This window comes from Kitasatospora sp. NPDC088548, from assembly GCF_044753005.1.
GTDB lineage: Bacteria > Actinomycetota > Actinomycetes > Streptomycetales > Streptomycetaceae > Kitasatospora.
In genome coordinates this window covers 418,680-438,501 of record NZ_JBIVMI010000003.1, presented here as the reverse complement: position 1 = coordinate 438,501, position 19,822 = coordinate 418,680, and the positions used below count along the sequence as shown (strand labels likewise).

The following is a 19,822-nucleotide window of genomic DNA, read 5'->3' as shown; positions in this document are numbered from 1 at the left end:
CCAACCACCCCACACACAGCCGCAATCACTCCAAAGCGGCCTCCCGCCACTGCTCGCCGGCCGCCCGGTTGAGGATCGGCCCCATCAGACCATCTCCCGGTGCGACTCGAACCCCCGCCAGGCCTTCTCCGCGACGGAGAAGGAGGAGAAGCCGCTCAGCGATCCGGAGGAGTCGCGCAGCCACTCCCCCGTGATCTCGTTGCGCACCCGGTAGAGCCGGACGGCGGGATCCCAGCGGATCCCGTAGCCGTGCAATTTAGTGGTCGGCTCGCCGAGGGCCGGAGGCCGCGCGACATCCAGTCGGACATCCCCTGTCATGATGTGACTCCTCTCCGTATTGGTATGAAGAGGTTCTCGCCACCGGCTTGCGGCTACCAGGGATGAAACGTCCTAGTTCTGACTCCTAATCAGCCAGGCCAAGGAATCTTGCGAGCTTCCGAAGACCCGGAGGCCTAGCGGATCCCGCCCAAAGGTCAGAGACGATCGCCACCGCCAGCGTATGGTGACGCATCCAGCCGGGGGCGGTCCGTTGGAGCCGTTCCAGTGCCGCCACTGCCCCTCTGGCGTTCCCAAGGTCCGCGTACGCTCGCGCCACGTCGAGAAAGAGCCATGCCCGCCACGAGGGCGGAATCTCCACACCAAAGCGAACACCTCGCGCGAGGGCCAACGCCTCGTCAGAACGTCCATGTTGAACAGCAAGACGCACGCGCTTGATCCGAACAGACGACTCGCTGAAGACGCTGACCATTCGACTGTCCTCAGGCGGCGGCATCTCCGCCAACCGCACAGTCGCCCGCTCCGCAGTCCCCATCATTTCGGACGCACCGTCATAGTCGCCACCAAGACTGGTACTGATCGCTCCTGCCATGATCAGCCCACCCCAGACGCGGAGCCCTTCCGCGCTGGAAGCGTGCTCGCGCTCGACTCCATCGGCAGCGTGAACCGCCAGCGTACGAGAATCATCCAATCGGTTCTGACGCTGGTACGCCCACGACACAGAGTTGCAGAGCATCGCTGCCAGCAAGGGATCCTCGGCGGAATCGGCAGCCGAAATTGCTCGTTCGAGACTGGAGACGCCGAGATCTGTCTTGCCGAACCGAATAGCAAGGTGGCCACCCAGCTGGAGAGCCTTCCCCAAGGCATGATGACCTGCCAATCGCTCACGCCCCTTGCTTGAAGCAGCGGCGCGCCTGGCGTCCACGATGACGCCAGGCAGAATCTCCATGAGCCTGCCAAAGTCTGCAGCGTGGTAGAGGGTCCACCCATCGGCGATCTCAGCCTTCAACAGAGCAAGTGACAGCCACTCTGCCCCGTCCGGGCTGGGAAGCGGGGTGAACAACGACGGCATAATGGCGCGGCGTAGAAAGACCAGTTCCGCCGGCTCCACATCGCCCGTCGACGGAACGGCCGGCGGATCACCCAGCAACGCAGTCAGCTCGACGCCAAGTCCCTTGGCCAGCGCATGAAGTGTGGGCAGCCGTGCCGAATGCTTGCGCTGCTGTTCGAGTTTCCGAACCACATCCACGGACACGCCCGACTTCTCCGCCAGGGCTTCCTGCGTGAGGTCGGCCAAGCGGCGCAACCGACGTAGCCGCTCCCCAAGGTGGTCGTTCGCCATATGCCAGACATTACGCCTGAACAGGCAACGGCCTGAACCACTCGGCAATCTTGCTGGCGCCGCTGCCAAGTTCGACCACGCCCGCACAGCCGCAATCGCACCACTGTGGCGACATCGCTCAGACGCTACGATCGATTCCAGGTCGAAGACACGATGTGACCCGCGCTCTTGGACATGATCCGTCAAACCCGGAAGGATCTGCCGACATGACGCTCGACCAAGCAAACTGGCGCAAGAGCACCTACAGCGGTCAAGGCGGCGAGTGCATCGAGGTCGCCGACGACTACCCCGCCATCGTCCCGGTCCGCGACTCGAAGGACCCGCACGGCCCCGCCCTCGTCTTCCCGGCCGACGCCTGGCAGTCCTTCGTCACCGCCGTCCGCGCCGGCGACTTCGGACCCGCCTGAACGCACCACACCCTGGCGCCGCCGCCCCCAACCGGGGCGGCGGCGCCTTTCTCAACCCCACCAACAAGCTCAACCACCCCCACCCAGCCGTTGGCCGCCACCGATTCCCGGTATGAGCCACAACGGCGCACCGTGGCGGTCTCCCTCGCGATGGCCCTCGCCCCAGAGCTCCGGTGCGGGGGCCACGGGCGTGCCGGCCTTACTCCTCCAATCGCTTGAGTTCACCGGGCCCACCACCGGGTTCTCCAGGCCCACCAGGTTCACCGGGCCCACCGGGTTCTCCAGGCTCTCCGGGCCCACCGGGTTCTCCAGGCCCACCGGGTTCTCCGGGCTCACCGGGCCCACCGGGTTCTCCAGGCCCACCGGGTTCTCCGGGCTCACCGGGCTCACCGGGTTCACCAGGCTCACCGGGCCCACCAGGTTCCCCAGGTTCACCGGGCTCACCGGGCTCACCGGGCTCACCGGGCTCACCGGGCTCACCGGGCTCCCCAGGTCCCCCCGGATCGCTGGACGACACGCTCGACACCGTGTTCGCGGCGGTGGTGACCGTCTGAGCCGCCGTTCCCGCCAGGGTGGCGGTGGCCCCGATCACCACCCCGACCGGGCCGCCGCCCAGCGCCACCACCGCGGCTCCGATGTCCCCGGCGAGACGGCCGATCGCCGCGAACACGCTCGCTATCGCGTTCAGCGCCGAGACGATGCTCGATCCGTCACTGAGATTGATCCTGCCGATCAGATCGATGGCATTGGCGGACGTGGTCTCCACATCCACCACATGCTGGATGACCGATCCGGCCACCGTGCCGAGCACGCCGGCGTGCTTGGACAGTGAATCCTTGAGGTTGTTGACCTGGTTCTGCACCTCCTGCATGGAGTTGCCTTTGGCAATGGCCTGCACCACGTTGCCGAACGCGGCGCCGATGTCCCCCACCGCAGGGCTGCCCGCCTGTTTGACGGCCGCCTGGATCTGGTTCGCCAGCTGGCCCGACTGGGTCAGGCTGTTCTGTATCGACTGTGCGTCCGCAGGCGCAGAGACCGGTACTTGGAAAAAAGTGTTGCCATTCGACATACGACGCTCCCGTGACCTCGTTCTCCATCGATTTCTTCTGATGCTGTTCAGCGCCGGATCGGGACGCTCTCCTCGTCCCGCACCCGCCGCGGCTCCCGGTCGATGACCCGCACCTGCCCGGTCTCGGAGCCGGCATCCAGCTCGTACAGCGCCGCCAGGACGCGTTCGACGCTCACGATGCGCGGAAAGGTGTTGGGGGCGACCACGTTGACCCGGACCCCGGCGGGGGCGAGTTCCGCCGCCAGGTGCCGGCTCGCGATGTCGAGCGCGGCCTTGCAGGCGCTGTATCCGAGCTGACCGGTGCCGGGGAAGGCTCTGGAGGCGGCCACCGACGACAGGTTGATGACATTTCGACGGTGCAGCCGGTTGTCCTCGGGGATCGCCCGCCACGACTTCTCGTAGAGCTCGGCGACCACCTGCAACGGCCGCACCACGTTGACCAGGAACTGCCGTGGCAGACGCGCCAGGAAATCGAGCGAGGTCCCCGGCCCCCAGTCGTACAGCACGGCGCTGTTGACGACCAGGTCCACCCGGCCGAACGCGGCGAGTGCCAGCTCGGCGATCCGCCCGGGGCTGCCCGGCTCGGCCAGGTCCGCGGCGATCGGATAGAACGTGGTGTGCCGCTCGTGCACCGGCGGGGCCTGGTTCAGCGGGTCGACCACCTGCTCGTACCGGCGCTCGGCCCCGGCGGGGCAGGTCCGGTAGACCGCCGCGATGCGATAGCGCGACGACAGGGAACGCAGAAAGGCTCCGCCCAGGCGGCCCCCGGCGCCCAGGAACAGGCACACCCGTGGCTCGGACATCACGGCATCACCGCCCACTCGCTCTGGCCCAGCGCACGATCTCCCGGTCCGTCCACCGGGCCACGGCGTCCTCCTTGCTCCGGTGCAGCCAGAGAACGAGCGAATTGCGCTGCGTCGTGCTCGCCAGATAGGTGTGGAACGAGGTGGGCGTGCACTCGAAGGCGAGCATTCCGTTGTCCGTCGGGGGCACCAGCACGGTCGGTTCGGTGACGGCGGTGGTCCGGTCGAGGTACAGCCCGGTCTCACCGCCGCGCCCCGGAAACCACGGCCCGTTGTCCAGGTAGTACAGGACGGCCACCGCCCGCACCCGTTCCACGGTCTCCAGGCCCGGCTCCGACGTGGTGCCGTACCGGTAGCTGCACCGCCCGGAGTCGGCGAGATTGACCCCGTCCGGGTGCGGCCGCGCCACGAACCAGCCCGGGTTGAGATCGTTGTGCACCTGGCCGCTGGCGGCGCCGGCCTCGTGGTGGTGCAGCGAGGCGTTGACGTCGCAGGTGACCGGCACGTCGAAGACGCGGGACAGCGCATCGCGGAACTCCGAGGACAGGAAAGCCTCGAACGCCCCACGGTAGCCTGGTCGGAAGCTGTGACCGGTCGCGTCATAGCCGCGCATGTTCCGCTGGAAGCCGTCCGTCCCGTCGACGGCCAGCAGCTGTCGGAGCTCCAGGACCATCTGCTCGTACCGGGTGCGGCGGAACACCGGCTCGGCCCAGAGATGCCGGAACGGATACTCCCGCAGCCGCCACCGGCGCCCGTCGAGAATCTCATCGAGGCTGCTGTTCACCGCTCGCCCTCCGGGATGACCTGGGTGGAGGCGTACAAGACTCGGAAATGTTCCTCTACCGACAGCCTGAACGGCCTTGCCGGAGTCGGCAACTCGGGATGTCCCCGGTGAACACAGCTTTCATCATTGGCAGTTGTGGACGCCGGGCGGACTCGACCCTTCGCCTCCCGAGTTGCGCCACACATGGAACGGCCGGAAACTGATTGCGGGCGGGGCTCGCAGGGCAGAACTGCCAACTCTGCGCTTTGTACTGAGCGATGGTCACCGATTCACGGAGCGCGGACCGGGTGAGGCCTGTCCGCCCCGGGGGCGGCGGGCGTGCACGAAGGGGGGCTTCCTCCCGTAGGAGTCATGATGCAGCAGAGCGTCCAAGACGCCTTCATTCCGTTCACCGAACCGCTTGAAGGCCGCGTGCACTTCATGTATCTCGACATCAAGAGCCTGGTGTCCACCGGGGTGGGCAACCTGCTCGACGCCGACGATCCCTCGAACCTCGGGAGCAACGCGCATCTGCTGCCCGATGCCTTCACCCTGAACTGGGTCGACAAGAACTCCGGCGCTTCGGCCGCGCATGCCGACATCGAGCAGGAGTACCAGACGGTCAAGTCCAGCGGCACCTCCCACGCCCTGCTGCCACAGAAGGAGGCGGTCACCACGCTGCGGATCGACGACGCGGCGATCGACGGGCTGATCACGAGCAAGCTGGCCGACTTCGAGAGCCAGGTGAAGGGACGGGCAGCGTTCAGCGATCTGGACAACTGGCCCGCCGAGGGCCAGCTCGGTCTGTTCAGCATGGTGTGGGCGCTCGGGCCGCTCTTCCACTTCCCGAACTTCGAGGCCGCGGCCTCGGCCGGCCCCGTGGACTGGCTCACCATGGCGCGGGAGAGCCATATGACCGACACCGACAACCCCGGGGTGGTCCCGCGGAACGTGCTCGACGGGCTGCTCTTCACCCTGGCCGGCTGGAAGGCCTCGACCTCGGGCGACTTCACCCAACTCGCCTACGACCCCGCGCAGAAGCTCGACACCAACATGCGCTCGGGGAACTTCCCCGTCCCGCTGAACCTGGCGGTCGGCGTGCAGACCGCCCTGGAGAAGCTCGGCTTCGACCCGAACGGTCTCGACGGCATCTTCGGGCCGGGCACGCAGGCCGCCCTGGTCAAGTTCCAGCAGTCCAACCAGCTCAGCGAGACGCCCGGCGCCGGTGGCATCGACGACGTCCCACAGGAGACCGTCGACGCCCTGGGATCCCAGCTCGACACCGCCGGAGTCTCCCACTTCCCGTAGCCTGCCGGCCCCCGCCCGGCCCTGACGCCTCTGCCCCCGGAGGCTCGCGGCGCGCCCGGCAGGCGCGCCGCGAGCCCGTGCGCCCGTCCCGATGCCCCAAGAGGACCTCAGGGAACAGGCCGTTCACGACCGGGGGTTCACCCCTCGCTGCCCACGCCCGTGGCGATCTTGCCGAGGCTCTGCCAGCCCGGCCCGGCCGCCGTGTCGCCGCCGTTGTTCCGGTACGCGGTCACCGATCCGTCGGCGTTCATCAGCAGGAAGTCGGCCCTCCGGTCGCCCGTCACATCGGCGAAGCGGACCTGATCGGCATTGGCGGTGAGCCCGGTGGCCACCTGACCGAGGTCCTGCCAGCCGGGCCCGGCCGCACTGTCCCCACCCTTGTTGAGGAAGACCCGCACCGTACCGTCCGGGTTGATCAGGATGTAATCGGCCCTGCCGTCGCCGTCGAAGTCCGCCCAGCGGACCCGGCCGCGGTCCGTGGTGAGGCCGGTGGCGATCTTGCCGAGGTCCTGCCAGCCCGGCCCGGCCGCCGTGTCGCCGCCGTTGTTCCGGTACGCGGTCACCGATCCGTCGGCGTTCATCAGCAGGTAGTCGGCCCTCCGGTCGCCCGTCACATCGGCGAAGCGGACCTGGTCGGCATTGGCGGTGAGCCCGGTGGCCACCTGACCGAGGTCCTGCCAGCCGGGCCCGGCCGCACTGTCCCCACCCCGGTTGAGAAAGGCCCGCACCGAGCCGTCCCTGTTGATGTAGAGGTAGTCGGCCCTGCCGTCGCCGTCGAAGTCCGCGAACCGGACCCTGCCGCGGTCCCGGTCGAGGCCCCTGGCGACGATGCCGAGGTCCTGCCAGCCCGGCCCGGCGGGGGTGTCGCCGCCCTTGTCGAGGAAGAGCCGCACCGAGCCGTCGTCGTTGATGTAGAGGTAGTCGGCCCGGCCGTCACCGTCGAAGTCCGCCCAGCGCACATGGCTGCTCACCTCGGGTGCGCTGCCCGGCACCGGGGTGTTGCCGGGCAGCCAGCCGCTGCTGAAGGCCTGGTCGAGTGCGGGGAAGAAGGCGTCCGCCATCCGCTTGTAGCCGGCGTCCCTGGGGTGCAGGTCCCCGACACCCGCGAACTCGGTGGTGGGATCCAGCGCGGGCGCGTCCACATAGCGGAAGTGGCGGCCCAGTTGTGCCTGGGCCGGCTCGAACTGGCTGATCCGGGAGTTGTACTGCTGGATCAGGCCGGGCAGGGCGGTGCCGGCCGGGCAGCCCGGGCAGGCGGTGGTCGGTATCAGGCCCTGCAGAATGACGGTGATGCCCGGCCGGGCGGTGTAGATCCGGTCGAGCAGTTGCTTGAGACGGTCCGGGGCGTGGGCCGGGTCGTCGTTGTTCTGCAGGTCGTTGAGCCCGAGGTGCAGCAGGACCACGTCCGGGCGCTGGAGGCCGAGCCAGCTGTCGACACCGCCGCTGATGTCGTTGATCCGCCAGCCGCCGTGCCCCTCGTGGCTCCGCTCCCCGAACGTGGCCGGGCCGTCCGAGCCGGAGCCGACGAAGTGCACGGTGTACCGGATCTGCGCGGCGACGTCGCCCGCCAGCGGCTCACGGTAGCCACCCCAGTCGCTGCTGCCGAAGCCCTGGGTGATCGAGTCGCCCAGCGGCATCACCCTGAGCACGGGCGCTGCGGTGGCGGCCGGGGCGGCGGTGGCGGCACCGGATCCGAGGCCGAGCACGCCGCCGGCCGCGCCGAGCAACGCGGCCGTGGCAAGCGGTAGGAACCTTTTCACGAGCTGTCCCCCTACAGATGGTGATGAAGCATCAGGTGGTGCGTTCGCGCACCCCGGCGGCGATCCTGTCGCATCCCGTCGGCGCCGACGCGGCCGGGGTCAGCTCCGATGATCTTCAGGTCCGGGAGTGAGTGACAGACAGGCTCCGTTCGGCCTCCGCTGACTCCGGGTGACCGGGCGGGCTCCCCACCCGGTCACGAGGACGCAGCCCACGCGGAGTGGGGAGTCGGCCACGTCGACTTCCCACTCCGCGGCTCGGCCGAAACTCACGCAAAGGCAGCCGCCGCGGCGCCTCCTCGGGGGGCTCCCCCGGGCCCTGGTGCTGCCCGGCGCGTCGCCGTCCGGCGACACCGGGGAAAAATAATTCCACCGCGGCGAGCTGTGGCCTGCTACAGTCGACTTAGTTGCAGTAGTGGTTCCCATGAACTTTGTGTGCGCCTGCTGATGTATTCGCAGGTGCATTTTTGTTTCCCGGCTCTTTTTCCGGGCGGGTCATCATCGCGGCGACTCGAAGTCCGCACAGTGCGGGCTTCGGACAGCCCTTGAAGGAGAATTTTTTATGGCTAATGGCACTGTGAAGTGGTTCAACGCGGAAAAGGGCTTCGGCTTCATCGAGCAGGAGGGTGGCGGCCCCGACGTCTTCGCCCACTACTCGAACATCAACGCCAACGGCTTCCGTGAGCTGCTCGAGGGCCAGAAGGTCGAGTTCGACGTCACGCAGGGCCAGAAGGGCCCGCAGGCCGAGAACATTCGTCCGCTGTAGTTTTTCTGCCATGGCACCCGCCTAGCAGCGAGGGGCCCGCACCGCGTACATGCCCGGTGCGGGCCCCTCGGCATTGCGCCACGACCGGTCCCCGGCCACTCAGGCCCCCTGGCTCCGCCACCGGCGGCCATCCCCACGCGAGACGCACAGCGCCGCGTCCGGATCGGCGCCCCGCCGTGACATCTCACGGTTCGAGGTTCTTCGCTCCCGCACTCCGCACGTCCGGTGAGCGCCGACCATAGGCGACGTGCCGCAACGGTTTCACCGTCCACGCTCCGCTCGTCACAGTTTCTGGCCCGTTCCTTGCGATCTCTGCCGCACCCGCGCCGCAGAGCCCTCCTCGTGACGTGCCGCACCGAGGAAGGTTTCCGCATGAACCGCTCCAGTCGCTCCTCACACCAGAACTCCGGCTCCCGCTCCGGCGGCGGCTCCCGGTCCCGCTCGGGCGGCGGCCGGCGCTTCACCGGCCCGACCGGGCGTCAGGGCTCATCGCCGCAGGGCGAGTTCGCGATGCCGGTCAGCACCACACCGGCGCTGCCCGCCGTCGAGTCCTTCGGCGAGCTGGACATGCCCAAGGCCCTGCTCTCGACGCTGACCCGCCAGGGCGTTACCTCGCCGTTCCCGATCCAGGCCGCCACGCTGCCCAACTCGCTGGCCGGACGCGACGTACTCGGCCGAGGCCGTACGGGCTCCGGCAAGACCATCGCGTTCGGCCTCGCCCTGCTGGCCCGCACGGCCGGCCGCCGCGCCGAGCCGCGCCGCCCGCTGGCCCTGGTGCTCGTCCCCACCCGGGAGCTCGCCCAGCAGGTCACCGAGGCGCTCACCCCCTACGCCCACTCGGTGCGACTGCGGCTGGCGACCGTGGTCGGCGGGATGTCGATCGGCCGCCAGGCCCAGGCGCTGAACCGGGGCGCGGAGGTCGTCGTCGCCACCCCCGGCCGGCTCAAGGACCTGATCCAGCGCGGTGACTGCCGACTCGACGAGGTCGGCATCACGGTGCTCGACGAGGCCGACCAGATGGCCGACCTGGGCTTCCTGCCGCAGGTCACCGAACTGCTCGACCAGGTCGCCGCCGACGGTCAGACGATGCTGTTCTCCGCGACCCTGGACCGCAACGTCGACCGGCTCGTGCGCCGCTTCCTCAACGACCCCGTCACCCACTCGGTGGACCCGTCCGCCGCCACGGTCAGCACCATGGAGCACCACGTGCTCCATGTGCAGAACCACGACAAGAACGCCACGATCGCCCACATCGCCTCCCGCGAGGGCGGTGTGATCATGTTCATCGACACCAAGCACGGCGCCGACCGCCTGGTCGAGGACCTGCTCGCCAACGGGGTGAAGGCCGCCGCGCTGCACGGCGGCAAGTCCCAGCCCCAGCGCACCCGCACCCTCGAACAGTTCCGCTCCGGCCGGGTCACCGCGCTGATCGCCACCAACGTCGCCGCCCGGGGCATCCACATCGACGGACTGGACCTGGTCGTCAACCTCGACCCGCCGACCGACCACAAGGACTACCTGCACCGCGGCGGCCGCACCGCGCGGGCCGGCGAGTCCGGCACCGTGGTCACTCTCGTCCTGCCCAACCAGCGCCGCGAAACAGCCCGCATGATGGCCACCGCGGGCATCACCCCCACCGCCACCCGGGTCCACTCCAGCGACGGGGAGCTCGCCCGCATCACCGGCGCCCGCGTCCCCACCGGGATCCCGGTCGTGATCGCCGACCCCGTCGTGGAACGCCCCCGCCGCAGCGCCTCCGCCAACCGCGGCCGCCGCAGCCGCCCCGCCGCCGGCACCGGCACCAGCGCCGGCACCGGCCGTAACCCGCAGGGCGCGGCCGGCTCCCGCCGCCGGGCGCCGAGGCGCGTCGCCCTCGCCGCGTAGGACGCCGCACCTGCCCGGCCCGCGCGGCGGGCCGGGCCCGCGACGACCGCAGGACGGACGCCGGACGCCGAAGCCCGCGGCCCCGTCGAACGCTCTCCCCGCCAGTGCCCTGATCGCCGCCGTCATCGGCGGGACCGACGCGAAGGAGCCACGCCCATGACCGTCACGCTCGAACACCCCACCGCCGCCACCGCCACGGTCGGCGACCTCATGACACGCCCGGAGCTGCAGATCAGCGACGATGTCATGGTCGACACGGCGATGGACATCCTCCGGAGCTCCGGCGCCGACCACGCCCTGGTCCGCGACGAGGAGGGCCGCTGCGCCGGGCTGCTGACCCGCCTGCACCTCGCGCCGTTCCAGGCCCGGTCCTGGTACACCGAACGCACCCCGGTCCGCGACATCGTGCACGACCGCGCCCCGTTCGCCACCGCCGACATGCCCGCCACGGTCGCGGCCGCCGCCATGCGCTCCCGGGGCCTGGACGCGTGGCCGGTGGTGGACCACGACGGCCACGTCATCGGCCTGCTCAACCTCCGGGCGCCGTCCGGCCCGCCCCGGACCGGCTGCTGACACGAGCGGACGGGTCCACGGGGAACCGGACGATTCCGCCCCCTGGACCTCGCTCACCCCGCTCATGCCGCCCCTGGTGGACTTCGTCCACCAGGGGCGGAGTGCGCCCCGAAGCCGCGTAGCGCCGGGCAGGAGCCGCCGGCGCGGCTCTCAGCCGCCGACCGCCGGGCCCGTCTGCCGTATGCCCGGCCGGTCCCCCGTACCGGCCGGTCGCTCCGAGCATGGCGGACGGTCGCAATCGTCGTCTTGTACGAATGCGCAGTTTCGGAGCGGCGGGCCGCACGACGCCCCCGCGGAGAACGAGCCCGGGGGTCAGCCCGCGTGGTGGCGGGGCCGGCCCGCCGCCAGGACGGCGCTGGTCACCCGTCCCGCCAAGCGGTCCGTCGGTTCGGGCGGGACGGCCGCCCGGCGGGAGGCGAGGAACTCGCGTGGGGAGCAGCCCACCATCCCCCGGAAGGTGCGGTCGAGGTGCGACTGGTCGTAGAACCCGCACTGCGAGGCGATCCGGGCGCCGTCCCAGTCCGGTCGCCGCTCCAGCACCGTCAGCGTCCGCTGCAGGCGGATGATCTTCGCGACCTGTTTCGGCGGCACCCCGAGGTGCTCGCGGAAGCGCAGTTCGAGGCGCCGGCGGCTCCAGCCGGTGCCCTCCACCAGCGCCCTGACCGGCACCAGCCCGTGGGAGCGGCGCAGTTCGTGCCAGGCCCAGGCGACGGAGGGCTCCCACGGCCGTCCGTCCACCAGCCGGGACGCGAAGAAGGCGTCGAGGAGCGCGAACCGCGCGCCCCAGCCGGGGGCCTCCGCCAGTCGGCCGGCCAGGCCGCGCAGCGACTTGCCCAGCACCTCCCCGGCGTCGGCCCACTGGCCGCCCAACTCGCCTGCCGCCGGCCCGAGGAGGTGGAAGGCGCCCTGGGGCGTGAGCGAGACCGTGAGGCCGTAGAGCCGGCCGCCGTGCTCGGCGATCGTCGCCGTGCGGCGCAGCCCGGCGGCCACCGAGCCGAACGACTCCGGCGGTGTCGCGGCCACCGCGTCGGTCAGCCGCATGGCGCCCTCGAAGCCGATCGCCAAGGTGACGACGTCGGTCGGCACCTCCAGCCGGCGCCTGGGCTGACGGAGCGTCATGTCGTAACCCCGGTAGCCGAGGACGTACGGACGGAGCGGCTCCGCCGGTGCGCCGTACGCCATCTCGCACTCCGCATCCATCGCCCCGTGTTCCAGGTCCATCGCAACTCCCATGGTCGGCCCACCGATTGGCATGCGCACGACCTATCATAGGGCAGGGGCGTTGTCTCGACAGGTGAGAACAGTTTTCTTGGCAGGCGAGATGAGGCACAATCATCCGCATGGGAAAGACTTACGAACGCATCGACGGCCGACTGCGGAAGTTCATCGAAAGTCAGCCCGTCTACTTCGTCGCCACCGCGCCGCTCGCCGCCGACGGACACGTCAACGTCTCACCGAAGGGCCGGTCCGGCACCCTCGCCGTGATCGACGAACTCACCGTCGCCTACCTCGACTTCGGCGGCTCGACCGCCGAGACCATCGCCCATCTGCGGGAGAACGGCCGGATCACCCTGATGTGGTGCGCCTTCGACGGCCCGCCCACCGTGGTGCGGGTGCACGGCCGGGGCGAGCCGGTGTTCCGCGACGACCCGCGCTTCGCCGGCCTGCTGGGCCGGTTCGACGAGGGCGCCGACGGCTCCGGGCTGCGTGCGATCGTGCTGGTGAGGGCCGACCGGGTCAGCGACTCCTGCGGGTTCGCCGTCCCGCTGATGGACTACCGGTCCGACCGCGACCTGCACGAGCAGTACTTCGGCCGCAAGACGGAGGACGAGTTCAACACCTACTGCGAGGGCAAGGAGTACGTCGGCAGCAGCATCGACGGCCTCCCCGCGCTCCCCCTGCCCCTCCCGCCGCGCCCCGCATGACCAGAGGCCGTCGGCACACCGGCGTCGGCGTGACGACGACGCCCGTGCCGCCGTCCACGGCCGGGAGCCCTCGCGCAGCACCGCGCGAGGGCTCCCGGCCGCCTTGGGCGGGCGGGTGAACTACCGCTTCATGTAGACGCTGTCCATGAAATCGATGATCTGCTGATCCGTCAGCCGGTGTCCCTCGCGGTGCCCCATGGCGAGGTCAGCCTCGCTGATCATGCCGACCAGGCGCTCCCCGTCGATGACCGGGATACGGCGGATCTGGTGCTGCTCCATCTTCTTCAGCACCACGTCCATGCTGTCCTCGGCACGGACACAGTGCAGGTGCCCGGCCAGCTCCATGGCCGTCATGTCGGCCGGTTCCTTGCCCTCCGCGATACATCGGACGACGATGTCGCGGTCGGTGATGATGCCCTTCAGCTTCTGGTCGTTGCCGCAGATCGGGAGGGCGCCGACGTGCATGTCGCGCATCATCATGGCGGCTTCGGCGAGGGTCTGGTCGGCGCGGATGCACTGGGCGCCGGTGTGCATGATGTCTCGGGCAGTGGTCACTGGGACTCCTTCACAGGTCTCCCCCGAGCTCTCGGTGTACCTCTGCGATCACCATAAGCAACACTTTGGCGGCCCGCGAGCCCACCGCCCGATACTGGAGGCGTGACCCAGGATCTCGCCGAGGTGGTCGACGAAGCCGTGCGGGCCCGGCCCGCGACGGCGCTGCGCCCGTATGTGGCCTGGTACTCCGGGTACCGCCGGCGCGGCATCGCGCCCGCCGTGCACCGGGGCCTGCCGTCGCCGTACCTGACCTTCATCCTCACGCTGGACGAGCCGCTCACCATCGCCGGACACCCCGATCCCGCGCAGCCTCCCGCCGTCTACGCCACCCTCCTCGGCGGGCTGCACACCTCCCCCGCGCTGATCACCCACGACGGCCGCCAGTCGGGTGTCCAGCTCGCCGTCCACCCGCTGGCCGCCCGGGCGCTGTTCGGCCTGCCCGCCGGGGAGCTGGCCGGGATCAGCCTGCCGGCCGAGGACGTCCTCGGCCCGTTCGGCGAGCGCCTCCAGGAGGAACTGCGGACCGCCGCCGGCTGGCCCGAGCGGTTCGCCGTGCTGGACGGGGCGCTGCTGCGGGCCGCCCGCCCGTCCGGACGGGTGCCGGCCGAGGTCGGGTGGGCCTGGCGGGCGCTCCGCCGCAGCGGCGGGACACTGCCGGTGGCGGAGCTGGCGCGGGAGACCGGGTGGAGCGGCCGCCATCTGCGCGACCGGTTCCGCCAGGAGACCGGGCTGACGCCGAAGGCCGCCGCCCGGGTGATCCGCTTCGACCGGGCCCGCCGGCTGCTCGCCGCGTCCGGGCCCCGGCCCCGGCTCGCGGAGCCGGCCGTCTCCTGCGGTTACTTCGACCAGGCCCATCTGGCCCGCGAGTTCCGGGCGCTGGCCGGGTGCGCGCCGAGCGCCTGGCTGGCCGCGGAGGGGCCGGACGCGGTGAAGTTCCGAAACGTCCAAGGCGGGGCGGGCACGGCGGCGGCAGAGTGGGAGCCGTCACCCCGGCCTGAGTAGGGCGGGTCCGACGATTCGCCCGCCTGGCGGGAGTCGTCGGCCCCGCCCCAGGCGACCCCGCTCCGAGGAGGCACGCAGCCATGGACACTCCGACTCCCGCTCCGCAGGTCTGGCCCAGCCTGCACGCCCGCGACGCCCGGGCCCTGATCCGCTTCCTGGTCGACGCCTTCGGCTTCCAGGAGGTCGTCACGTACGGCGAGGGCGAGTTCGTCGCGCACGCCGAACTCGCCTGGCCCGAGGGCGGCGGTGTGATGCTGGGCTCCGACCGGGAGACCCCGGACGGCAGCCACCCCTGGCCCGGCCGGACGGGCGGCTTCACGGCGTACGTGGTCACGGCCGACCCGGACGGCGTGCACGCGCGTGCGGTCGCGGCCGGCGCCCGCATCACCACCGGGCCGCACGAGACCGACTACGGCTCGCGCGACTTCGCCGCCGCCGATCCGGAGGGCAACCACTGGTCCTTCGGCACCTACCCGGGCGCCCCGCGGCCTCCGGCGGCCGGCCGGGGCTGACCGGACGGGCGCGCGGGCGTACGCGCGCCCGGGGCCCCGCTTCCACCCCTCCGGTTGCAGGCGGCCCGGGGGACGACAAGGCTCGGAAGGAGCGGGAGCACCGGGTCGGCTTCCGGTCCGGCCACGGACCGTGAGAAGAGGCGATCGTACGCAGGCCGGACGACAGGGCCGAGGGCGCCGCCGGGCGCCGGGCCGGCTTCCCCCTCCCCCTCCCCGTTCCCTCGTCGACAGGAGTCCCCGATGATTCTCTTCCTGATCATCGTGCTGCTCGCGGTGGTCTTCGGCTTCGTCGGCGCCCTGGTCAAGGGCCTGCTCTGGCTGATGATCATCGGCATCGTGCTGTTCGTCGTCGCGCTCGTCTTCGGCGGCGTGTCCCTCGGCCGCCACTCGCGCAGATGACCGGCGGCCGTCCGCGCTCCCGGCCGGGGGTGAAGACGGCCCCCGGAAACCGCCGCCCCGCGCCCAGGGCTTCCCGGGCACGGGGCGGTGGCAGGGCGGCGGTCGGCACCGCCCCGGGAATCGTCCCTAGCCCTTGCGCAGGACCGTGATGAACTCCTGGGCGAGATCCAGGAGTTCGTCCGCCGTGGAGGTGGTCAGCTGGGCGTCGACGAAGACCTCGTCCGCCCCCGCCTCGACGGCGGAACGCAGATAGTCGCAAACCTGACGGACCGTCCCCCGCTTGTGGGTGTGCGCCGGATCGGCCGGGGACGCGGTGATGGTCGGATTCGCCCGTACGACCATGCGCAGCCGGGCCGGATCCCGGTCCGCCTCTTCGGCCGCCCGCAGGGCCAGGCCCCAGAGACCGGTCAGATGGGGCAGCGGCATCGCCGCCGCCAGCCAGCCGTCACCCCGGCGTCCGACCCGTTCCAACGCCGCCGGGCCGAACCCGCCCAGCAGGATCGGCGGCCGTGGCCGCTGCGCGGGCTTGCGGGGGATCCGGGACGCCGGGACGTCGAACAGCGCCCCCCGGTGCGCCACCACGTCCGACGTCCAGATGGCCTCCAGGAGGTCGAGCGTCTCCTCCAGGCGGGCGCCCCGGCCCTGCCAGGGCACGCCGGCCGCGGTGTACTCGTCGCGCAGCCAGCCCAGGCCGATGCCGACATCCAGGCGCCCGTGGCTCAGCAGGTCCAGGGTGGTCAGGGTCCGGGCGAGCAGAACGGGCGGCTGCCAGAGGGCGTTGAGGGTGCTGCTGCCCAGCCGTACCCGCTCGGTGGCGGTGGCGGCCAGGGTCAGTGTGAGCAGCGGGTCCAGGTTGGTGGCGAACTCCTCGGGCATGGGATCACCGCCCGGGTACGGGTCGCTGGGCTCGACCGGCCCGAGGATCCGGTCACCGACCCACAGGCTGTCGTATCCCATGGCCTCCAGTGCCCGGCTGGACTCGACGACGAGATCCGGGTCGGCGAAGACGCCGAACTGGGGAACGGAGAATCCGATCCGCATCAGAAAACCTCCTCAGGTCTTACTCGAAGAATGCTGTCCTACCCGGGAATCCGGTTCGGTACCGCCGGTGGTTACAGCCGGGCCCGGCCGTAACCACCGGCGGCCACAGCGGTTGTGCAGGTGGTGCTGGCAGGCCACCGTCCTGACCCGGCGGGGCCCGCAGGCGCGCACGGCCCGCCGACGGCCGGCCGCACAACGACACGGAGGTACGCGATGAGCAACGGGAGCGACCGTTCCTCGACGACGAGGTCAGCCGTGATTCCCCCGCAGGGCCCGGAGAGTGCCGGGCAACGGGCGGCCGCGCAGATGCTCGCGCTCCGGGAGGTCGTCCTTCCGGCGGCGGTGATCGGCGCCGCCATCGAGCTCCTGGGGGAGCGCCTGCGCGATCCGGACCCGGTGACCCGGGAGGCGGCCGCCGCGGTGGTCGCCCGGTTGCGCGCCTCGGTCACGGACGGCGACCCGGACTGAAGGTTCACACCTTCGGGCGTGCCCGGCCGGGTCCATCGGCGGCGGAGCGTGACCAGCGGAGGCCGGCGCGGGTTGTTCCCACCGTGACAGACCCCGCGCATACCGGCCACCCTCCCGCAGCCCGGACGAACTGGGCCCTCGTCCATCCCGTCCTGGCCGCTCTCACCCAGGCCGGCGTGCCGCTCGGCAGGGGCGACCTCCAGCAGCTCCACCACGTGGCGGCGCTCGGCCCGGGGTTCGTCCACACCCTGGCGCGCTGGCTGCGGTCGGCGCATCACGCGCCGCCGCCTCCCGAGGTCGCCGCGTCCGCCGGCCCGCCCGCCTTCCCGGAGGCCGTCCACCCGCCGGCCGTGCCCCGTGACGAGGGCGGCGCGGCCGGGCCGCGACGGCTGAAGGTGTCCTGAGGGGCGTCCGGCCGTCCCTCCCCCCCCCCCGGGTCAGGATCCCGACGGCCGCGGGCCGTCGGGATCGGCCCTGTGTTCGGCGAGGGCCGACAGCAGTTCCTCGATCGCGGTGAGCCGCCGCTGCAACGCGGCGATGTCACCGCGGGTGGCGCCCTGCTCCGCGGGCTTGAGCGTGATGACCAGCTGTCCGTCCGGCTCCAGCCGCCCGGTGCGGACATCGCTGATGCTGTCGCCGTTCTGCATGCGGACGGCGTGTTTGATCTCCGAGGGGCGCAGCGCCAGGCGCCGTACCGCCCCGGGCACCAGGGCGCCGTCCCGGACGACGGTGGTCGCGGTCCCCTCCAGCAGCCGTGCCGCCCTCGGATCGCCGGCCAGCCAGCGGGTCACCGCGGAGTTGACGGCGACCAGGGTCACCGCCCCGACCACACCGCCGAGGAGGCTGTTGTCCGCGCCGATGACGGCGTTCTGCACGACGTTCGACAGCAGGAAGATGACCACGAAGTCGAAGGTGTTGAGGCCGGCGAGGCCGCGTTTTCCGGCCAGTCGGAACAGCAGCACGAGCAGGGCGTAGACCGCGACCGTGCGAATGATCTTCTCGATGACCGGCATCTGAATGATCACCAGGTCGCGCCACATACCCCGCTCCTCGCAAGCCCGCCGGTGGGGCGGCAACAGCCCGAGCACCGACGCTACGCGCGTCGGCCCCCACGCCCTGCCCGACACCCCGGCACCCCGCCCCGCCCCGCCCCGGTCTGGTCCGGTCCGGTCTGGTCCGGTCCGGTCCGGTCCGGCGACGCGGCCGGGCAGAGCGGGGCGTCGGGTCCGGGCGGCACTGACGGCTCCTTTAGGTCGGATGACCTATTTTTGTCGCATGAACCTCCTCAAGGACGTCCACGACGACCTGACCTTCGACGCCGACGGCCCCGTCCTCCTGGTCGGCGGCTACGGCACCGTCGGCACGGAACTGGCGCGGCTCGCCGCCTCCCACTGGCCGCTGCTGCTGACCGGCCGCTCGGAACAGCGCGGGGCCGCACTCGCGCAGGAGCTCGGCGGCACCGAGGTACGGCGCTGGGACCTCACCGACCCGACGCCCTTCACCGCCGCCGTCCGCGCCGTGGCGAGCGTGGTCAACGACCCCGACGACCGGGTGCTGCGCGCAGCCGTCCGGTCCGGCGTCCCCTACGTCGACGTGACCCGCTGGACGGCTCGGCTGCAACGGGCCGCCACCGTGGCGGCACTGCTGCGTCCGACGGCGCCGGTGCTGCTCTCCTCCGCCTGGATGGGCGGGGTGACCAGCCTGGTCACGGCCGCCCTGGCGGAGCGGCTCGGCGGGGCCGACCGGGTCGAGACCGCCATCCGGTGGGACCTCGCGGACCGGGCCGGCGCCGACTCGGTGGAGTTCATGGACCGGCTCGGCCTCGACTACGAGGTGGTGCGGGACGGCCGCCGCCGTTCGGTGGCCCCGCTCAGCGGCCCGCGCACCGTCCGGATCGGCGACTCCCCCACCCGGGTCGCCGGGATCGACACCCCCGAGCAGTTCACCCTCCCGCTCACCCTCGGCACCACCACGGCCGCCACCAGGATCGGCTTCAGCTCCCGGGCCAGCACCACGGCGCTGCTCGCCGCCAAGCACGCCGGGCTCTTCCGCTGGGGCCGGGGCGAGCGCTGGGAGCCCGCCCGCCGCGCTCTGCTGTACTCACCGGGCGCGGGCGGCGTGGCCCGGCTGCGGATCGACGTCGGGCACGGCGGACACGGGCTGAGCGCGGTGGTGGAGGACCGCGCGGGGCAGGCCCATCTGACGGCGGTCGGCGCACTGCTGGGCCTGCGCCGGGCCCTGGGCACGGACGGCGCCGCGCCGCCGGTGGGTGTGGCGTTCCCCGAGCAGACGCCCCGGCCGGACCAGGTCCTGGCCGATCTCGCGGCGGTCGGCGTCACCGTCGCCGTCCGCGCCGACACGCGAACGGGCGCCGACAGCCGGACCGGGGCCGCCGCGTGAGCGGCAAGGGCGAACAGCGGCGGGCGCAACTGCTGGACGCGGCCGAGGAGTTGCTGGCCACCGCAGGCGGCACCGAGCTGTCGATGCGGGCGGTCGCGGCGGCGGCGGGCGTCCGGCTCGGGCATCTGCAGTACTACTTCCCGACGTACGCGGCGCTGGTCGCCGCCGTGCTGGAGCGGGTGCTCGGACGGTCGGCGGAACGGCTGGCGCCGCTGCTCGGGCAGCCGGCCGAGGAGGCCCAGCTGGTCCGGGCGCTGCTGGCCGAGCAGGACGACGCCCGGCTGGTCCGGCTGTTCGCCGAACTGTGGGCGCTGGCGGCCCGCGACGAGGCGGTGGCGGGCGCCGTCCGGGCCTTCTACGCCGAGTACCGGGACCAGGTCGCGGCGTTCCTCGCGGCGCGCCGGCCCGAGCTGCCGGAGCCGGTGCGGCGGGCCCGGGCGCAGGTGTTCGTGATGCTCGTCGAGGGCGCGGCGCTGTTCCGCTCCGGCATCGCGGGCGAGCGCGACCCGGCGGCCGACGAGGAACTGGTCCGGACCGCCCGGGCCCTGCTCGCGCCGTAGGGACCCGCCGGG

23 protein-coding genes are annotated in these 19,822 nt (G+C 71.6%); 13 read left to right on the top strand and 10 right to left on the bottom strand.

The window, feature by feature from the left end:
- Positions 1-84: 84 nt before the first annotated feature.
- Both ACIP82_RS07375 and ACIP82_RS07370 read right to left on the bottom strand, forming a co-directional pair.
- A complete protein-coding gene (locus tag ACIP82_RS07375; protein WP_363615310.1) occupies positions 85-255 on the bottom strand; it encodes a hypothetical protein in 171 nt (56 codons plus the stop codon).
- 148 nt (positions 256-403) lie between these two features.
- Positions 404-1,618, bottom strand: coding sequence for a helix-turn-helix domain-containing protein (locus ACIP82_RS07370; protein ID WP_400651806.1), 1,215 nt, complete (start codon positions 1,616-1,618; stop codon positions 404-406).
- Positions 1,619-1,824: 206 nt separating this feature from the next.
- On the opposite strand from ACIP82_RS07370, the gene ACIP82_RS07365 reads away from it, so the two are divergent.
- A complete protein-coding gene (locus ACIP82_RS07365; protein ID WP_363615313.1) occupies positions 1,825-2,025 on the top strand; it encodes a DUF397 domain-containing protein in 201 nt (66 codons plus the stop codon).
- Between the two features lie 199 nt (positions 2,026-2,224).
- Here the strand turns inward: ACIP82_RS07365 and ACIP82_RS07360 are convergent, their stop codons facing one another.
- From ACIP82_RS07360 to ACIP82_RS07350, 3 genes are read right to left on the bottom strand one after another with little or no spacing between them, the layout of a single operon-like run.
- Positions 2,225-3,094 (bottom strand): hypothetical protein, encoded by an 870-nt coding sequence (locus ACIP82_RS07360; protein WP_400651803.1) that lies wholly within the window; start codon positions 3,092-3,094, stop codon positions 2,225-2,227.
- 47 nt (positions 3,095-3,141) lie between these two features.
- The gene (locus tag ACIP82_RS07355) at positions 3,142-3,897 is read right to left on the bottom strand and encodes an SDR family oxidoreductase (protein ID WP_363606130.1); all 756 of its coding nucleotides are present in this window, start codon (positions 3,895-3,897) and stop codon (positions 3,142-3,144) included.
- 7 nt (positions 3,898-3,904) lie between these two features.
- On the bottom strand, positions 3,905-4,681 hold the full coding sequence (locus tag ACIP82_RS07350) for a 2OG-Fe(II) oxygenase (protein WP_400651799.1): 777 nt from the start codon (positions 4,679-4,681) through the stop codon (positions 3,905-3,907).
- 351 nt (positions 4,682-5,032) lie between these two features.
- Between ACIP82_RS07350 and ACIP82_RS07345 the strand changes: the two genes are divergently transcribed.
- Positions 5,033-5,968 carry a peptidoglycan-binding protein gene (locus tag ACIP82_RS07345; RefSeq protein WP_400651797.1) on the top strand — a complete coding sequence of 312 codons (936 nt, stop codon included), beginning with the start codon at positions 5,033-5,035 and terminating at the stop codon, positions 5,966-5,968.
- Between the two features lie 137 nt (positions 5,969-6,105).
- Here the strand turns inward: ACIP82_RS07345 and ACIP82_RS07340 are convergent, their stop codons facing one another.
- Complete coding sequence (locus ACIP82_RS07340; protein ID WP_400651796.1) at positions 6,106-7,728, bottom strand: FG-GAP-like repeat-containing protein; 1,623 nt, start codon at positions 7,726-7,728, stop codon at positions 6,106-6,108.
- 559 nt (positions 7,729-8,287) lie between these two features.
- Between ACIP82_RS07340 and ACIP82_RS07335 the strand changes: the two genes are divergently transcribed.
- The 3 genes from ACIP82_RS07335 (at position 8,288) to ACIP82_RS07325 (ending at position 10,948) form a co-directional block, all read left to right on the top strand.
- The gene (locus ACIP82_RS07335; RefSeq protein ID WP_030918248.1) at positions 8,288-8,491 is read left to right on the top strand and encodes a cold-shock protein; all 204 of its coding nucleotides are present in this window, start codon (positions 8,288-8,290) and stop codon (positions 8,489-8,491) included.
- 372 nt (positions 8,492-8,863) lie between these two features.
- The gene (locus ACIP82_RS07330) at positions 8,864-10,375 is read left to right on the top strand and encodes a DEAD/DEAH box helicase (protein WP_400651793.1); all 1,512 of its coding nucleotides are present in this window, start codon (positions 8,864-8,866) and stop codon (positions 10,373-10,375) included.
- A gap of 156 nt (positions 10,376-10,531) precedes the next feature.
- Positions 10,532-10,948, top strand: coding sequence for an HPP family protein (locus ACIP82_RS07325; RefSeq protein ID WP_400651791.1), 417 nt, complete (start codon positions 10,532-10,534; stop codon positions 10,946-10,948).
- 312 nt (positions 10,949-11,260) lie between these two features.
- On the opposite strand, the gene ACIP82_RS07320 is transcribed toward ACIP82_RS07325, so the two are convergent.
- Positions 11,261-12,169 (bottom strand): helix-turn-helix domain-containing protein, encoded by a 909-nt coding sequence (locus ACIP82_RS07320; protein WP_363606137.1) that lies wholly within the window; start codon positions 12,167-12,169, stop codon positions 11,261-11,263.
- A gap of 119 nt (positions 12,170-12,288) precedes the next feature.
- Between ACIP82_RS07320 and ACIP82_RS07315 the strand changes: the two genes are divergently transcribed.
- Positions 12,289-12,873, top strand: a complete 585-nt coding sequence (locus tag ACIP82_RS07315; protein ID WP_400651788.1) for a pyridoxamine 5'-phosphate oxidase family protein — start codon at positions 12,289-12,291, stop codon at positions 12,871-12,873.
- Between the two features lie 120 nt (positions 12,874-12,993).
- Here ACIP82_RS07315 and ACIP82_RS07310 read toward each other — a convergent pair whose 3' ends face one another.
- On the bottom strand, positions 12,994-13,428 hold the full coding sequence (locus tag ACIP82_RS07310) for a CBS domain-containing protein (protein WP_363606140.1): 435 nt from the start codon (positions 13,426-13,428) through the stop codon (positions 12,994-12,996).
- 102 nt (positions 13,429-13,530) lie between these two features.
- Between ACIP82_RS07310 and ACIP82_RS07305 the strand changes: the two genes are divergently transcribed.
- From ACIP82_RS07305 to ACIP82_RS07295, 3 genes are all read left to right on the top strand, one after another.
- Complete coding sequence (locus ACIP82_RS07305) at positions 13,531-14,430, top strand: helix-turn-helix domain-containing protein (protein WP_400651785.1); 900 nt, start codon at positions 13,531-13,533, stop codon at positions 14,428-14,430.
- Positions 14,431-14,510: 80 nt separating this feature from the next.
- Entirely contained in the window at positions 14,511-14,942 is a 432-nt protein-coding gene (locus ACIP82_RS07300) for a VOC family protein (protein ID WP_363606143.1), read from the top strand.
- A 240-nt stretch (positions 14,943-15,182) separates the two neighbouring features.
- Entirely contained in the window at positions 15,183-15,341 is a 159-nt protein-coding gene (locus ACIP82_RS07295) for a hypothetical protein (RefSeq protein ID WP_363606144.1), read from the top strand.
- Between the two features lie 126 nt (positions 15,342-15,467).
- On the opposite strand, the gene ACIP82_RS07290 is transcribed toward ACIP82_RS07295, so the two are convergent.
- Positions 15,468-16,382: a TIGR03619 family F420-dependent LLM class oxidoreductase gene (locus tag ACIP82_RS07290; protein WP_363606145.1), complete on the bottom strand. Its 915-nt coding sequence runs from the start codon at positions 16,380-16,382 to the stop codon at positions 15,468-15,470.
- 213 nt (positions 16,383-16,595) lie between these two features.
- Here ACIP82_RS07290 and ACIP82_RS07285 point away from each other — a divergent pair, with 213 nt between their 5' ends.
- Together ACIP82_RS07285 and ACIP82_RS07280 are read left to right on the top strand one after the other, a co-directional pair.
- Entirely contained in the window at positions 16,596-16,850 is a 255-nt protein-coding gene (locus ACIP82_RS07285; RefSeq protein WP_363606146.1) for a hypothetical protein, read from the top strand.
- Between the two features lie 83 nt (positions 16,851-16,933).
- On the top strand, positions 16,934-17,254 hold the full coding sequence (locus ACIP82_RS07280; RefSeq protein ID WP_400651780.1) for a hypothetical protein: 321 nt from the start codon (positions 16,934-16,936) through the stop codon (positions 17,252-17,254).
- A gap of 33 nt (positions 17,255-17,287) precedes the next feature.
- On the opposite strand, the gene ACIP82_RS07275 is transcribed toward ACIP82_RS07280, so the two are convergent.
- Positions 17,288-17,890 carry a DUF421 domain-containing protein gene (locus ACIP82_RS07275; protein WP_400651777.1) on the bottom strand — a complete coding sequence of 201 codons (603 nt, stop codon included), beginning with the start codon at positions 17,888-17,890 and terminating at the stop codon, positions 17,288-17,290.
- 235 nt (positions 17,891-18,125) lie between these two features.
- Between ACIP82_RS07275 and ACIP82_RS07270 the strand changes: the two genes are divergently transcribed.
- Positions 18,126-19,250, top strand: a complete 1,125-nt coding sequence (locus ACIP82_RS07270; RefSeq protein ID WP_400651775.1) for a saccharopine dehydrogenase — start codon at positions 18,126-18,128, stop codon at positions 19,248-19,250.
- Positions 19,247-19,810, top strand: a complete 564-nt coding sequence (locus ACIP82_RS07265; protein WP_363606152.1) for a TetR family transcriptional regulator — start codon at positions 19,247-19,249, stop codon at positions 19,808-19,810. The genes ACIP82_RS07270 and ACIP82_RS07265 overlap by 4 nt, the downstream gene beginning before the upstream one ends.
- Positions 19,811-19,822: the final 12 nt, after the last annotated feature.